We start from the raw sequence: 13,475 nt of genomic DNA on the forward strand, positions 1-13,475 counted from the left end.
GCGGCGCACTCGCGCGCGCCCTGCTGGCGCGCAAACCCGTGCTGCTGGCCGACGAGCCGCTCGGCGCGCTCGACGCGATCACCCGCGCCGACGTCCAACAGTGGCTGCGCGAGACCCTCACCGGGACCTCGGCCACGCTCGTCATGGTCACCCACGACGTCGATGAGGCGCTGCTCCTCGCCGAACGTGTGGTCCTGCTGGCACGGTACGAGGCCGACGCCCCGGCGCGTGTGGTCTCCACCTGGCCGGGATGGTTCGGCGACGACCGCCCCCGCGAGGTCCTCCTCGGCGACGAGGCGTTCGCCGCAGCCCGCCGGGAAGTACTCCAGGCACTGGCCCGGGAATCGCATCTGGCCGAAGGCGGAACCGCCCGATGACCGTGCGATTCCTCCGGTCCGCTGCTCCCGCCTGCGTCACGGTCCTGCTGGTGCTCGCCGCCTGGATCACGGTCACCGCGCTCGAGCTGGTGCCGGACTACGTGATCCCCGCGCCCCTCGCCGTGCTCGACTCGCTCGTGAGCACCTGGCCCGACCGGCTCGGTTCCGCCACGCTGCTCACCGCCACCGAGACTCTCATCGGGGTGGTCCTCGGGGTGGTCGTCGCGCTGGTCGTGGTGATCATCAGCGCCTTCGTACCCACCGTCGGGCAGGCCATGACCCCCCTGCTGGTCGCCTCCCAGGCCATCCCGGTCATCGTGATCGGCCCGCTGCTGACGATCTCCCTGGGCTACGGGATGGCACCGAAGGTCATCGTTGTCGCCCTGCTGTGTTTCTTCCCCGTCGCGCTCAACCTTCTCTCCGGTGTCCGCACGGTCGACACCAGGTTGATCGACACGCTGCGGAGCCTGCACGCCACCAGGTGGTCGCTCTTCTGGCGGGTGCGTCTGCCCTACGCCGCCCCACGCGGTTTCGCGGGACTGCGCGTCTCGGTCACCTTCGCCCCGGTCGCCGCGGTCTTCGCCGAGTACACGGGCTCGACCAACGGCCTGGGCTACCTCATGCTCCAGGCCATCCCCCGGCTCCAGACCGATTTCGTCTTTGCCCAGGTGGTCGTGCTGACGATCATGTCCAGCGTCCTGCTGGCCAGCGTGACCATCCTCGAACGCCTCATCTGCCCTTGGAACACTCCCACCGGGGAAAGGAACCCATCATGACTCACCCACGACCCACGAAGACCCCACGCCAGGCCCGCACGAGGCCCGGGGTGCGCATGCTCGCGATCGCGGCCGCTGCCGCGGTGGCTCTGACCGGTTGTCAGGCGGCCCCGGACGACGCCGAGCCGGACGCGACCGCCGCCGCACCGGTCAGCGTCCTGCTCGACTGGAGCCCCAATCCCGACCATGTGGCCCTGTACACCGCGCAGCAGACCGGCGCCTACGACGACGCCGGCGTCGACGTGACGTTCATGACGCCCGCCAACACGGCCGACGCCGCGCGGGAGGTGTCCCTGGGACGTGCGGACCTGGCCATCTCGTATGAGCCCGACACCCTCATCGCCGCGGAGCAGGGCCTCGACGTGGTCTCGGTCGCCGCCCTGATACCCACGTCGCTGACCTCGCTGATCGCCAGGACGGAGTCCGGGATCACCACCGCAGCCGACCTGGAGGGCAAGACCGTGGGGCTGTCGGGTCTGGCCTCCCAGCAGCCGACCCTCGACTTCATCGCCCGGGAGGCAGGGATCGACCCGGGCTCGATTTCCGCCCCCAACGTGCAGCAGAGCCTCAACCAGGCGCTCCTGACCGACCAGGTGGACGCGATCTTCGGGGCCTTCCGCAACATCGAGGGGGTCGAACTCACCGCTCAGGGCGATTTCGTGGTGATGCCGGCCACGGAGCTCGGAGTTCCGGACTACGCGGAGCTGGTGATCATCGCCAACCCGAGCCGCCTCGTCGAGGACGCCGACTACGCCGAGCGCGTGCGGGCCTTCCTCGCCGGCACCGCGGCCGGCCAGGCCACGGCTCTGGACGACCGCCGGGTCGCCATCGACTCCCTCACCCCCGAGACCGAGGGTTCCTACGACCCGGACGTGCTGGAGCTGATGATCGACGCCACCCTCGCGCTGCTGCCCGAGGACGGTTTCGGCCGGCAGTCGGCCGAGGACTGGGCGGCGTACGCGACGTGGATGTACCAGAACGGACTGCTGGAGACCGAGATCGACGGCGCCACCGCCACGACCGACGACTACCTGCCCGGAGCCGACGGCTAGAACCCCGCCCGGCACGAGGTTGGGCGGAAGACCCCGCAGGAGAGGGCGCGGGTGAGGGCGCGCCGGCTCATGCGGCCCCGCCAGAGGTCCCGCCATCGATAAGAGCGTTTCGCACACATCGGTCGAGTACAAGTGTGCGAAACGCTCTTATCGATGGCCCCGGCGGAACCGGGCCGCCTCAGCTCGGGGAGGCCTCCCGCAGCCGCGCGAGCAGCGGCTCGGCCGCCTCCTCTAAGAACCGGTCCAGGGTCTCATCGCCGATCTGGATCAGCGCGACGTCGGTGTACCCGGCCTCCCAGTAGGGCCGCACCTTCTCGACGATCGCGTCCAGGTCAGGGCCGCACGCCAGCTGCTCGGCCACGTCCTCGGGCCGGACGAACTTGGTGGCGGCGGCGAACCCGGCGGTGGTCGGCAGGTCGGCGTTGGCGGCCCAGCCTCCGGCGAACCAGCGGAACTGGTCGTGTGCGCGCTCGACGGCCGCCTTCTCCGAGTCGGGGTCCCAGCTGATGGGGATCTGGGCGATCGCGCGGGCGCCGTCACCGATCCGCTTCTGCCCCTCGAGCGCGTTCCAGCCCTCGATGTGGGCGGGTTCCGGCTCGGTGGCGATGAGATGGTCGGCGAGCGGCCCGAGCCGGGCCACGGCCTTCTCCCCGCCGGCGGCCACGCCGATCGGCACCCGCGTCTCGGGCAGGTCCCACAGGCGGGCCGAGTCCACGCGGAAGTGCTCGCCGGAGTAGGTCACCAGGCCGCCGTCGAACAGCTCGCCAATGATCTCCAGCGCTTCCACCGTCATCTCGTGGCGCTCGTCGATCGAGGGCCACCGCTGCCCCACCACGTGCTCGTTGAGGTTCTCCCCCGCACCGATGCCCAGCATGAACCGGCCATCGGACATGATCTGCACGGTCGCGGCCTTCTGTGCCACCACCGCGGGGTGGTAGCGCAGGATCGGGCAGGTCACGTACGTGCACAGGTCCACCCGCTCGGTCACGTGCGCCACGGCGCCCAGGACGCTCCACACATACGGCGCGTGCCCCTGCGAGGACAGCCACGGGAAGTAGTGGTCCGAGGCCACCTCGAAGTCGAATCCCGCCTGCTCGGCCTTGGCCGCGTAGCGCACGAGTTCCTTGGGGCCGGACTGTTCGGTCATGAGGGTGTATCCGAAACGTGTCATGGATCCGAGGGTGCGCCGGGCACAGCCCTGTCGCCACCGGTTGCCTCCCGCACGGGGGCCGGGCACGGTCGGACGCATGACCACCTCACCGCGCGCCCTGCTTCTCGACGTCGACGGCACCCTGGTCGACTCCACCTACGTCCACGTGTGGACCTGGCACCGGGCCCTGGCCGCGGCGGGCGCGCCGGTGCCCTTCGTTGAGGTGCACCACCGGATCGGCAAGGACGGATCCACGTTGGTGGGCGAGCTGTTGGACATCGCGGGGGTCGACGACGACGAGGACCGCGATCGCGTGGCGGGGCGGGCCAAAGATCTGCATTCGGAGTACTACGCCGAGGCCGGGGACTCGCTCCGCCTCCTGCCGGGTGCCCGCGAGCTCGTGCGCGGCGCCAAGGAGCAGGGGTGGGTCACCGTGCTCGCCACCTCGGCCCCGCCGTCGGAGTTCGCCGAGGCGCGCGCGTTGCTGGATGTCGACGAGTACGTGGACGCCGTGACCACCGGCGAGGACGTCGACACCGCCAAGCCCGACCCCACCATCGTGGCGATCGCCCTCGAGCGCTCCGGCGTCGACGCAGCGGACGCGGTCATGGTGGGCGACGCGACCTGGGACGCCGTCGCCGCCACCACGCTCGGCATCCGCTCGGTGGCCGTGCGCACGGGCGGCATCGGTGACGCCGAGCTCCGAGAGGCGGGCTTCTCAGACATCGTCGACGACGCCGCCGGAGTGCTGGACCTGCTGACGTCCGGCAGGCTCTGACTTGCCGGGGCGGGAAGGGCGGGAAGGGCGCGAACGCGGGACGACGAGGAGCGGGTCACCGCGCGGAGCGACCCGGGGTCAAGCGGAGCCCGCCCACGTGATCGACGCCTCGGAGCGGGTCGGGGTCTTGACGGGCAGCAGCAGGAGCAGGCCCACGAGCAGGACCAGGGCGATCCCGGCGATTCCCGCGCGGTCGGTGCCGAACCCCCACGTGAACAGGCCGAACAGCGCCGGGGCGAGGAACGAGATCGCACGCCCGGTGGTGGCGTAGAGCCCGAACATCTGGCCGTCGCTGCCGGGCGGGGCCAGCCGGGCCAGGAACGAGCGCGACGCCGACTGGGCCGGGCCCACGAACAGGCACATGAGCAGGCCGAAGAGCCAGAACATGGCGGTGCCGTCGACGAACAGCAGGACGGTCATCGTGCCGAGCATCGCCGCGAGAGAGCCGATGATCACCGCCTTGGGCCCCACGAGGTCGTCCACGACTCCCGCGACCGCCGCCCCCAGGGCCGCCACCACGTTGGCCGCCACCCCGAAGATCAGCACATCCCCCGGCGCGAGCCCGTACACGGTGACCGCCAGGATCGCCCCGAAGGTGAACACCCCCGCCAGCCCGTCGCGGAAGATCGCGCTGGCCACGAGGAACTTCACGGTCCGCGGGTCCCGGCGCGACAGGGCCTTGAGATCCCGCCAGAGGATGCGGTACGACTCGACGAAGCCCACCTCGTCGTCGTCGTCGCCCTTCTTCCCTCGGGGCCGGTTCTCCGGCACCGACCGCAGCACCGGCAGCGCGAACACCGCGAACCACACCGCCGCGACCAGGCACACCAGCCGCACGTTGAGGCCGCCGTCGGTGGAGATGCCCAGCAGTCCCCGCTCGTCGCCGTCCCCGGAGATGAAGCCCAGGAACGCGGCGAGCAGCAGGAAGATCCCGCCGAAGTAGCCCATCGCCCACCCGAACCCGGAGACCCGCCCCACGGTGGCCGGGGTGGAGACCTGCCGGAGCATCGCGAAGTAGGACACCTCGGCGAACTCGAACGTGATGGACCCCAGCGCGAGCAGCAGAAGTCCGACGAAGAACCACGGGTAGGGCGCGTCGGAGTCGACGAGGAACATCAGCGCGGTCAGCGCGACCGTGAGGTAGGTCCAGATGGCCAGCGACCGCCGGCGACGGCCGCCCCGGTCCGCGCGCTGGCCCATCACCGGCGCGGTCAGCGCGATCACCAGCCCGGCCAGCGCGATCGAGATCGACAGCCAGGTGGCGGCCGAGAACGGTCCGTCGAGGTCCGCCCCCACCGAGTCGGTGAGGTAGACGGAGAAGACGAAGGTGACGATCACCGCGTTGAACGCCGCCGACCCCCAGTCCCACATCGCCCACGAGAAGACCTGGCCGCGGGTGGCGGGGCGGAGATCGGGTGACAACGACGACGACGAGGCGGCGGTCTCTGGAGGGGGCGGTGTCCCGGTGCTGCTCACGCCCTAGAACCTAGTGCCCAGCGGTTCGTCTGAGGCCTCGAAAGGGCCGGTGGCGGGTCCATTTCCGCTGGTATGGTCGGTGCACATTCGGTGAATGCGAGGTAGCTGTGGCGTGGTCGGCGTGGTTGGCCCTGACCGGCGCGTTGCCCGCTGTCGCGGTTCTCATCGCATTGCGTAGCCTCCGCAGATCAACCGATCCAGTGGCGCGCAGGGGTCTTGTCCTCATCATCGGCCTGGTGGTGCTCCTCTCACTGTCGACCGGTGCCCACCTCGCGTCACCGGACGACTTCTTCAGTTGGCTCGGCGGAAGCCTGGTGCTGGGCCCGCTCTTCTACGTTCTCTGCAGGCTTCTGGGCACGGCCGCGCGCGACCCCGCCGCGGGCGATCACGACTCGGCGAGCGACAAGACAGACCACGAGGGAGCGCTCCCGTTCCGCCAGGGGTGATCACCGGCGACAATTGATCCGCCCGGGTGGTGGGTGCCCACCATCGCCGGGGCCGCGCACGTCGTCGTCACCCACTCCCCCGTTCAGCGCCCTCGCCGGTACGCTCACCCTCGGCCCTGACCACCTGACCCGAGGACGCATGATGCCGCTTCCCCTGCCCACAACGACGAATCGTGCTGTCGTCACCGGCGCCTCCTCCGGGATCGGCATGGCGCTGGCCGCCGAGTTGGCCCGCCGCGGCCACTCCCTGATCGTGGTGGCGCGGCGCGGCGAGGTGCTGCAGGAACTCAAGGAGCGGTTGGAGAGCCAGTTCCGGGTGACGGTCGAGGTGCGGGCCTGCGACCTGTCCGATCCGGCCGAGCGGGCACCGCTGCTGGAGGAGCTCGCGGTCCGCGAGATCTCGATCCTGTGCAACAACGCCGGCATCGCCTCATTCGGGCCGGTCGCCGCGCTCGACCCCCACTACGAGAAGAGCCAGGTGCAGGTCAACGCCGTGGCCTGCCACGACCTCGTACTGGCCGTCCTGCCCGGGATGGTCTCCCGTGGCTCGGGCGCGATCCTCAACGTGGGCTCGGCGGCCGGCAACATGCCGATCCCCAACAACGCCACCTACGCCGCCACCAAGGCGTTCCTCAACACCTTCTCCGAGTCGCTGCGCGGGGAGCTCAAGGGTTCCGGGGTCAACGTGACGCTTCTGGCGCCCGGACCGGTGCGCACCGAGGAGATCGTCGAGGAGGACAAGACCTTCGTCGACCGCCTGGTCCCCGATCGTTTCTGGGTGGACACCACGTACACCGCACGGATCTCCCTGGACGCGCTCGCGCGGAACAAGATGCGCGTGGTCCCGGGCCCCCTGGGCCAGGCCATGTCCGTGGCGGGCAACTACACCCCGCGCGGGGTCATGGCCCCGATCGTGGGGCGGTTCTACGCCAAGCTCGGCGAGGGGCAGGCGGAGGGCTGATCCTCCGGGTCCGGTCGGGCGGTCGCTCGGCGATATAGTCGAGCGATGCCAGAGTCGAACCCCGGTCCCACCCCTGTCGCGTCGTCGAGCCCGACGCCCCACAAGGAGTCCAAGAACGACCGGATCGTGTGGATCGACTGCGAGATGACCGGCCTCGACACCGCGAACGACGCACTGGTGGAGATCGCGGCCCTGGTCACCGACTCCGAACTCAACGTCCTGGGCGACGGCGTGGACATCGTCATCCACGCCTCGGACGCCAAGCTGGCCGCGATGCTCCCGGTGGTGCGGGACATGCACTCCTCGTCGGGCCTGACCGAGGAGATCCGCGCCTCCGCCGTGACGGTGGCGGAGGCCGAGAAAGAGGTCCTCGACTACATCCGCGCCTGGGTCCCGGTCAGCGGGACCGCTCCCCTGGCCGGCAACTCGATCGGCACCGACCGCGGGTTCCTCGCCCGGGACATGCCCGAGCTCAACTCCTACCTGCACTACCGGATGATCGACGTGAGCTCGATCAAGGAGCTGTGCCGCCGCTGGTATCCGCGCATCTACTTCGGCCAGCCCGAGAAGGGCATGTCCCACCGCGCCCTGGCGGACATCAAGGAGTCGATCCGCGAGCTGAAGTACTACCGCGCCACGGCGTTCGTCCCCCAGCCCGGCCCGACCACCGACGAGGTGCGCGCCGCGGCCGGCGCCCTGCCCCCCGTAGATTGAGCGTCCGACCTCCCGTGCGCGGGCCCGGTAGGCGTCGACACCTGCCGATTTCCTGACCGGGACCCAGACCGGGTAGCATCGTCAACGCTGTTCGCGAGAACGGCGATGGTGGCTGTAGTTCAGTTGGTAGAGCACCAGGTTGTGATCCTGGCTGTCGCGGGTTCGAGTCCCGTCAGCCACCCCGAGCACAGGGCCCGGACCTCACGGTCCGGGCCCTGTCCCGTTGGGTCGTCCACCGCACACCACCCCCGCGCCCTACCAACGGTTACGCGACTCCTCCGCCCACCCGGTCAGGCCGTCCAGGCGCACGGTGGTGCCGTCGTCGAGAATCCCGGTCCCGTGCCAGGTGCCGAAGGCCTGGTGGGTGCGCACGGCCAGGATCCCGAACTCGGTGATGTCCCGGCGGAGGTGGAACGGGGTGAGCGTGACGTCCAGTCGCTCGCCGTGGACCCGCCAGGCGGCCGCCGGATCCGCCAGGTCATAGACCCACCGCAGATCCTCGCCGATCTTGTGCAGTCTGCCGTCCACGAGGATCCCGTTCTCCGTGGACCCGGTCCCGTCCGTCCACCGGCCCCCCACCTGGAGCGCACACGGCACACCGTCGACCACGCCGCTGCCCGCTCCCCAGTTCCATCGGGTGGCGTACCGCCACCGCCCGCGCCCGCGGTCCAGGACCGCCCACCCGGTCCCGAGATCGCGGGCGACCCCGTCGAGGGTCACCGAGCCGGTGACGGGGTTGGCGAGATCCTTGAGGGTGTACTGGAAGCGCCGCTCACTCCACGGCACCACCACTCCGAGACTGTCGTGGCCCGGTCGGGTGATTTCCAGGTCCACAAGGAGGCCGGTCGCGCGTACACGGATCGCGGTGGCGGCCTCGTCGTCGTCGATCTCTATTCCCACCCGACCCGAACCCAGGCCGGCCGACGCGTGCACGGTCCCCACCCCCGCTTCATCGCTGAAGGCGGGCCGGACGAGCGGGCTGACCCCGCTGCGGGTGGTCTCCACCCCGGTACGGCGGTCCAGGACGTAGACCGCGCAGGTGGACAGGTAGTCGAGTCCGGCCACGGTGAGTCCCACCACGAACCGGTCGGTCACGATGCCCCAGTACTCCCAGCGCTTGGTGCGCCCCCACCCGGCGATGGCGGTGCGGTGTAGCGGGGTGCGGGTCCAGCCGACCGCAGCCGAATCGAGTCGGCGACCGCGGGCCAGATCGGTGGGCCGGGTGATCTCACGCTCGACGGTCATGCACCCACCTTTCCATTCGCGCCCCCTCGGCATTCGCGCGGTCCACCGCGGGACGAGAGGGACCGATGGCGCGACCGCCGGGGGTTGCCTATGGTGCGGTGGACGCGACTGACCTGGAGGGCCCGTGTCCACACTCGATCTGTTGCTCGCGACCGTCGGGGCGCTCGGCGTCGTGATCGTCGCCGTGTCCGCGCGACTTCACCGGTGGCCCGTGTCGGAGCCGCTCATCGCACTCGGGGTCGGCATAGTCCTGGGACCCGTGGTCCTCGGGGTTCTCGACGTCCCCGACATCGTCACCGACCCCTCGACGCTCCATCGCGGCGCGGAGATCCTTCTGGGCATCTCCGTGATGGGTGTGGCTCTCCGTTACCCCTTCTCTGCGATCCGCCGTCACTGGCGACGCTTGACGCTCCTCCTGGTGGTGGTGATGCCCGCGATGGCGCTGATCTCCACCGGTCTCGCGATCTGGGCGTTGGGCATCCCCTTCGCGGTGGCGCTGCTCTTCGGCACCGCGATCTGTCCCACGGATCCCGTCCTCTCCTCCGCCGCGGTGACCGGCGACGCCGCCGAGAGGGACCTGCCCGAAGACGACCGGCAACTGCTGTCACTGGAGTCGGGGGCGAACGACGGATTGGCCCTTCCCCTGGTCGTGGTCGCGCTCGCCGTTGCGACCCCCCTCACCGCCGGGCAGGCCGCCGCGGAGATCGGCTGGCAGATCCTCGGCGCCCTGGGGTTGGGCGTCCTCGCCGGAGTGTCGGCGGCCAGAGCTCTGCATTTCTCAGAACGTCACCACGCTGCGGAGAACGGCCCGATCCTGCTGTTCACCCTGCTCCTGGCGCTGCTGGTCCTCGGTGGCTCCGGCCTGCTGGGGGTCAACGGGGTCTTCGCGGCCTTCGTCTCGGGGTTGGCCTTCAACCTGACCAGCGTCGGAGACGAGAGGCAGGTGGAGGTGGAGATCGATGAGGCGGTCAACCAGTTCGCGGTGCTGCCGTTCTTCCTCGTCCTCGGAGCGATGCTGCCGTGGCAGCAGTGGGAGCAGTTGGGGTGGGGGGCGGTGTTTCTCACGGCCGCCGTGCTCGTCCTCCGGCGCCCGCCGGTGCTTCTCGCCCTCATGCGGCCGCTCGGATTGCGTGTCCGCGACGCGGCGTTCCTCGGTTGGTTCGGACCGGTCGGGGTCGCGGCGGTGTTCTATCTGACCGAGGAGGCGTCCAGAGCAGGTCCGGATCCGCTGTTGCTGGGTGTGGGCACCCTGGTCGTGGTGGCCAGCACCCTCGCACACGGCGTCTCCGCGGCTCCCGGCCGCGCACTGTTCAGGGCCGCCGAACGCCGCGACGACCGGGATCCCGATCGATCACGCTGAGCACTGCGCGTCCGCCCCCGCTGAGGGGGGCTCGGGCCTCAGGCCGTGCCCATGTCAGGCCGTGCCCGCGTCTGCGTTACCGGCCTTCCAGGTCTCCCACGGGACGTTCCAGTCGCCCAGACCGTCCCACCCCGGAAGCGTCGGGCCGACCGTGCCGGTGACCTCGAAGATGTCGCCGCGCTTGGCGTTGTCGTAGAACCACTTGGCGTCCGCCGTCGTGACGTTGAGGCACCCGTGGCTCACGTTCTGGCTACCCTGCGCCCAGACGGACCACGGCGCGGCGTGGACGAAGATGCCGCTGTATGACATCCGCGTGGCGTACTGGACCGGGGTCCGGTAGCCCTCCGGCGAGTCGACAGGAACGCCGTAGGTCGAGGAGTCCATGACCATCGAGGCGAGCTTCTCGCCGATCACATACGTGCCGTTGGGGGTCGGGGTGTCGGGCTTGCCCATCGAGGTGGGCATGGTCTTGACCACCTCGCCGTTGCGCTCGATCACGATCTGCTTGGTCGAGTCGTCCACCCGGGAGATGACCGCGTCGCCGATCCGGAAGTCGCTGCGCGCGTCCTCCTGGCCGTACATGCCGCCGCCCAGATCCTCGCCGTAGATGTCCACGTGGACGTCGATGGTGGTACCCGGCGCCCAGTACTCGGCCGGACGCCACCGGACCTCCTGGTTGGAGACCCAGTAGAAGGCGCCCTCGACCTCGGGTTCGGTACGGATGTGGATGTTGTCCTGGGCGGCACGGCGATCCGAGATCGGCTCGTCGAACATCACCGCGACCGGCTGACCGATGCCCACCGTCGAGCCCTGACCTGTGGTGAGGTAGGCCGCCGTCATGATGCGCGGGGTGAGGGTGCTGAACGTGACGTTCTTCCGCGTGACCAGGCCGTCCTCGTCGGTCGCGGTGGACTCGAGCGTGTACTGACGGGAGTAACCCAGGTCCTCGGTGGTCCGCCACTCCGTCAGGTCGGGGTTGAACTCGCCCTGGACCTGGACGCCCTCCGGATTCCGCATGACCACGGTGTCGAGGCGACCGTCGCTGGCGGTGAGGACCACGGGCTCGGCGGGGTTGGCGTCGGATGATCCGTCCTCGACCGACAGGTCGATGACCGCGGCCGGCTCCGCCGGTGCCTCGGCGACCTGGGCCTCACCCGCGCCACCGGCGCCGATCGTGCACCCCGTCAACACGAGCGAACCGGCGACCACGGCGGCCAGAGCGAGACGGGATCTCGACCGGGAACCCGGGTCCCGTCGTCTGGTCCGATCCGTGTGGCGCAAGTTCACTAATGGCCCCTTCCGAGCGTCATCTCCCCCCGGACGTCGACAGGACCGGCGAGCAGTTATCCCCAGTATGCCTGGGAAAATCATTGCATTCCATATCGAATTGGTTAAGGATGCGCCGCCGCACACCGGCCACCCCCGCCCTGAACAGGCGATTTCGTGTTGCCCCCGGTGTCCTGTTACTGTTTCTCTCGCACCACGCAGGCGCCATTAGCTCAATTGGCAGAGCAGCTGACTCTTAATCAGCGGGTTCGGGGTTCGAGTCCCTGATGGCGCACAGCAGGGAAAGCCCCGGGTCCACGACCCGGGGCTTTGTCGTGTCGGCTGCGCGGGCGGGACCCCCGTGATGCAACGAGAAGATCGTTCCGCACACGTTTCCCGAGTGGGAATGTGCGAAACGCTCTTCTCGATGGGCTGTGGTGCGCGGCGGCCGCTCAGAGAGCCCGACGCGCCTCGAGGTAGGCCTCGATGCGCCGACGTTCCTTGCGCTTGTTGGCCATGGACACCGTGATGCCCCCGATGACCAGCGCCGCGAATCCGCCGAGCACCGCGAGGACCCGGGGATCGGTGAGGGCGGCGACGGCCCTCTCCTTGCCCTCTTCGGCGAGGTTCTTGGGATTGACCCGGTCGACGATCTCGTCCAACGTCGTCGCGAGATCGTCACGCGCCTTGGCGATGTCGCCTTCGATGCTGTCGTAACTCCTGGACACGAGACCTCCGTCGATCGCTCGTCACGCGGTTAGCCGCGGATTCTGGACCCCGCCCACGCTACTGCACCCGTCGGCGATCCGCGCCCGCGCGCCGACGCATCGGATAGGTTGGAGTGATCACACACCCCGACCCGACTTCAGGAGCACCGGTGACCACACCACGGCTCGAGGTGGGCCAGACCGCCCCCGCCTTCACCCTCCCCGACGCCGACGGAACCCCCACGTCGCTGGCGGACCTGCTCGCCGCGCACGGACGCGTGGTGCTGTACGTCTACCCGGCCGCCATGACGCCCGGATGTACCACGGAGACCGTGGACTTCGAAGGGGCCCTCCAGGAGCTACGGGAGGCCGGGATCGGGGTGGTGGGGGTGTCGCCCGACCCGCCGGCCAAGCTCGTGCGTTTTCGGGACAAGCACGGCATCACGTTCCCCCTGCTGTCCGACCCGGACAAGACCATGCTCACCGAGTGGGGTGCGTTCGGGGAGAAGAAGAACTACGGCAAGACCGTGATGGGCGTGATCCGCTCGACGTTCGCCGTGGAGTCAGACGGGACGCTCTCCCTCGCCCGGTACAACGTCCGGGCCAAGGGCCACGTGGCGATGCTCGCGAAGCTCCTCGGTGTGGAACTGCCCGAACCCACGGAGGGCTGACGCCACCCATGCCGACCGACCCGCCCGAGCGAGTGCAGAAACCAGCACGGGATCCCGCGGACGAGGCCGTCCAGGACGAGCCGAACATCCTGGTGCCCCGCCGCCGGCCCATCCAGGAGAGGAGCCGGCGCAAGTTCCAGGCGCTGCTGTCCTCGGCGCGGGACGTCCTGGTCGAGGTGGGTTTCGACTCGTTCACCTGCGAGGAGGTGGCCTCCCGCGCGGGGGTCCCCATCGGGACGCTGTACCAGTTCTTCGCCAACAAGTACGTCCTGGTGTGCGAGCTGGACCGCCAGGACGCCCACGGGGTGATCGAGGAGATCGAGCGTTTCGCGCAGAAGATCCCCGCGCTGGACTGGCCGGAACTGCTGAACGACTTCCTCGACCACCTGGCGGACCTGTGGCTGAGCGATCCCTCCCGGCGGGCGGTCTGGTTGGCCACGCAGGCGACCCCGGCCACCCGTGCCACCGCCGCGGTCAACGAGCGCGAGCTCGCCAG

The 13,475-nt window shown here is 69.8% G+C and carries 14 protein-coding genes, 2 tRNA genes and 1 pseudogene; 12 read left to right on the plus strand and 5 right to left on the minus strand.

The features are described from left to right. The 3 genes and pseudogenes from G6028_RS07195 to G6028_RS07205 all read left to right on the plus strand — a co-directional run. Positions 1-377: pseudogene (locus tag G6028_RS07195) on the plus strand (ABC transporter ATP-binding protein); the annotation flags it as partial. Further along, the gene (locus G6028_RS07200; RefSeq protein ID WP_179524878.1) at positions 374-1,153 is read left to right on the plus strand and encodes an ABC transporter permease; all 780 of its coding nucleotides are present in this window, start codon (positions 374-376) and stop codon (positions 1,151-1,153) included. The pseudogene G6028_RS07195 and the gene G6028_RS07200, both read left to right, overlap by 4 nt. Then, positions 1,150-2,205 (plus strand): ABC transporter substrate-binding protein, encoded by a 1,056-nt coding sequence (locus G6028_RS07205; RefSeq protein WP_182658462.1) that lies wholly within the window; start codon positions 1,150-1,152, stop codon positions 2,203-2,205. The genes G6028_RS07200 and G6028_RS07205 overlap by 4 nt, the downstream gene beginning before the upstream one ends. 178 nt (positions 2,206-2,383) lie before the next feature. Here the strand turns inward: G6028_RS07205 and G6028_RS07210 are convergent, their stop codons facing one another. Next, entirely contained in the window at positions 2,384-3,376 is a 993-nt protein-coding gene (locus G6028_RS07210; protein WP_182658463.1) for a TIGR03557 family F420-dependent LLM class oxidoreductase, read from the minus strand. 76 nt (positions 3,377-3,452) lie between these two features. On the opposite strand from G6028_RS07210, the gene G6028_RS07215 reads away from it, so the two are divergent. Next, positions 3,453-4,133: an HAD family hydrolase gene (locus G6028_RS07215; RefSeq protein WP_182658464.1), complete on the plus strand. Its 681-nt coding sequence runs from the start codon at positions 3,453-3,455 to the stop codon at positions 4,131-4,133. Between the two features lie 78 nt (positions 4,134-4,211). Here the strand turns inward: G6028_RS07215 and G6028_RS07220 are convergent, their stop codons facing one another. Continuing rightward, positions 4,212-5,555 carry an MFS transporter gene (locus G6028_RS07220; RefSeq protein ID WP_422110525.1) on the minus strand — a complete coding sequence of 448 codons (1,344 nt, stop codon included), beginning with the start codon at positions 5,553-5,555 and terminating at the stop codon, positions 4,212-4,214. Between the two features lie 254 nt (positions 5,556-5,809). Here G6028_RS07220 and G6028_RS07225 point away from each other — a divergent pair, with 254 nt between their 5' ends. From G6028_RS07225 to G6028_RS07240, 4 genes are all read left to right on the plus strand, one after another. Beyond that, positions 5,810-6,055: a hypothetical protein gene (locus tag G6028_RS07225; RefSeq protein WP_182658465.1), complete on the plus strand. Its 246-nt coding sequence runs from the start codon at positions 5,810-5,812 to the stop codon at positions 6,053-6,055. A gap of 142 nt (positions 6,056-6,197) precedes the next feature. Further along, positions 6,198-7,016: a mycolate reductase gene (gene cmrA / locus G6028_RS07230; RefSeq protein ID WP_182658466.1), complete on the plus strand. Its 819-nt coding sequence runs from the start codon at positions 6,198-6,200 to the stop codon at positions 7,014-7,016. A gap of 45 nt (positions 7,017-7,061) precedes the next feature. Further along, on the plus strand, positions 7,062-7,730 hold the full coding sequence (gene orn / locus G6028_RS07235; RefSeq protein WP_182615299.1) for an oligoribonuclease: 669 nt from the start codon (positions 7,062-7,064) through the stop codon (positions 7,728-7,730). A 108-nt stretch (positions 7,731-7,838) separates the two neighbouring features. Next, positions 7,839-7,911, plus strand: a tRNA-His gene (locus G6028_RS07240). A gap of 74 nt (positions 7,912-7,985) precedes the next feature. On the opposite strand, the gene G6028_RS07245 is transcribed toward G6028_RS07240, so the two are convergent. Next, complete coding sequence (locus G6028_RS07245) at positions 7,986-8,975, minus strand: DUF2804 domain-containing protein (protein ID WP_182658467.1); 990 nt, start codon at positions 8,973-8,975, stop codon at positions 7,986-7,988. 124 nt (positions 8,976-9,099) lie between these two features. On the opposite strand from G6028_RS07245, the gene G6028_RS07250 reads away from it, so the two are divergent. Further along, a complete protein-coding gene (locus G6028_RS07250; RefSeq protein ID WP_182658468.1) occupies positions 9,100-10,335 on the plus strand; it encodes a cation:proton antiporter domain-containing protein in 1,236 nt (411 codons plus the stop codon). A 54-nt stretch (positions 10,336-10,389) separates the two neighbouring features. On the opposite strand, the gene G6028_RS07255 is transcribed toward G6028_RS07250, so the two are convergent. After that, positions 10,390-11,622, minus strand: coding sequence for a L,D-transpeptidase (locus G6028_RS07255; protein WP_338404168.1), 1,233 nt, complete (start codon positions 11,620-11,622; stop codon positions 10,390-10,392). 201 nt (positions 11,623-11,823) lie between these two features. Between G6028_RS07255 and G6028_RS07260 the strand changes: the two genes are divergently transcribed. Then, positions 11,824-11,896 (plus strand) — tRNA-Lys (locus tag G6028_RS07260). A gap of 157 nt (positions 11,897-12,053) precedes the next feature. Here the strand turns inward: G6028_RS07260 and G6028_RS07265 are convergent. Further along, on the minus strand, positions 12,054-12,329 hold the full coding sequence (locus G6028_RS07265) for a DUF3618 domain-containing protein (RefSeq protein WP_182636898.1): 276 nt from the start codon (positions 12,327-12,329) through the stop codon (positions 12,054-12,056). 149 nt (positions 12,330-12,478) lie between these two features. Here G6028_RS07265 and G6028_RS07270 point away from each other — a divergent pair, with 149 nt between their 5' ends. Together G6028_RS07270 and G6028_RS07275 are read left to right on the plus strand one after the other, a co-directional pair. After that, positions 12,479-12,979, plus strand: coding sequence for a redoxin domain-containing protein (locus tag G6028_RS07270; RefSeq protein WP_182658470.1), 501 nt, complete (start codon positions 12,479-12,481; stop codon positions 12,977-12,979). An 8-nt stretch (positions 12,980-12,987) separates the two neighbouring features. Further along, positions 12,988-13,475 (plus strand): TetR/AcrR family transcriptional regulator (locus tag G6028_RS07275; RefSeq protein WP_182658471.1); only part of this gene is annotated, 488 nt, incomplete at its 3' end.

It is taken from the genome of Dietzia cercidiphylli, assembly GCF_014145145.1.
In the GTDB taxonomy this organism is placed as follows: Bacteria; Actinomycetota; Actinomycetes; order Mycobacteriales; family Mycobacteriaceae; genus Dietzia; species Dietzia natronolimnaea.

What these genes read in the sequence shown, in the direction of transcription:
- G6028_RS07200 (WP_179524878.1), top strand. Translation starts at nt 374, where the DNA reads ATGACCGTGCGATTCCTCCGGTCCGCTGCTCCCGCCTGCGTCACGGTC.
- G6028_RS07205 (WP_182658462.1), top strand. Translation starts at nt 1,150, where the DNA reads ATGACTCACCCACGACCCACGAAGACCCCACGCCAGGCCCGCACGAGG.
- G6028_RS07210 (WP_182658463.1), bottom strand. Translation starts at nt 3,376, where the DNA reads ATGACACGTTTCGGATACACCCTCATGACCGAACAGTCCGGCCCCAAG.
- G6028_RS07215 (WP_182658464.1), top strand. Translation starts at nt 3,453, where the DNA reads ATGACCACCTCACCGCGCGCCCTGCTTCTCGACGTCGACGGCACCCTG.
- cmrA (WP_182658466.1), top strand. Translation starts at nt 6,198, where the DNA reads ATGCCGCTTCCCCTGCCCACAACGACGAATCGTGCTGTCGTCACCGGC.
- orn (WP_182615299.1), top strand. Translation starts at nt 7,062, where the DNA reads ATGCCAGAGTCGAACCCCGGTCCCACCCCTGTCGCGTCGTCGAGCCCG.
- G6028_RS07245 (WP_182658467.1), bottom strand. Translation starts at nt 8,975, where the DNA reads ATGACCGTCGAGCGTGAGATCACCCGGCCCACCGATCTGGCCCGCGGT.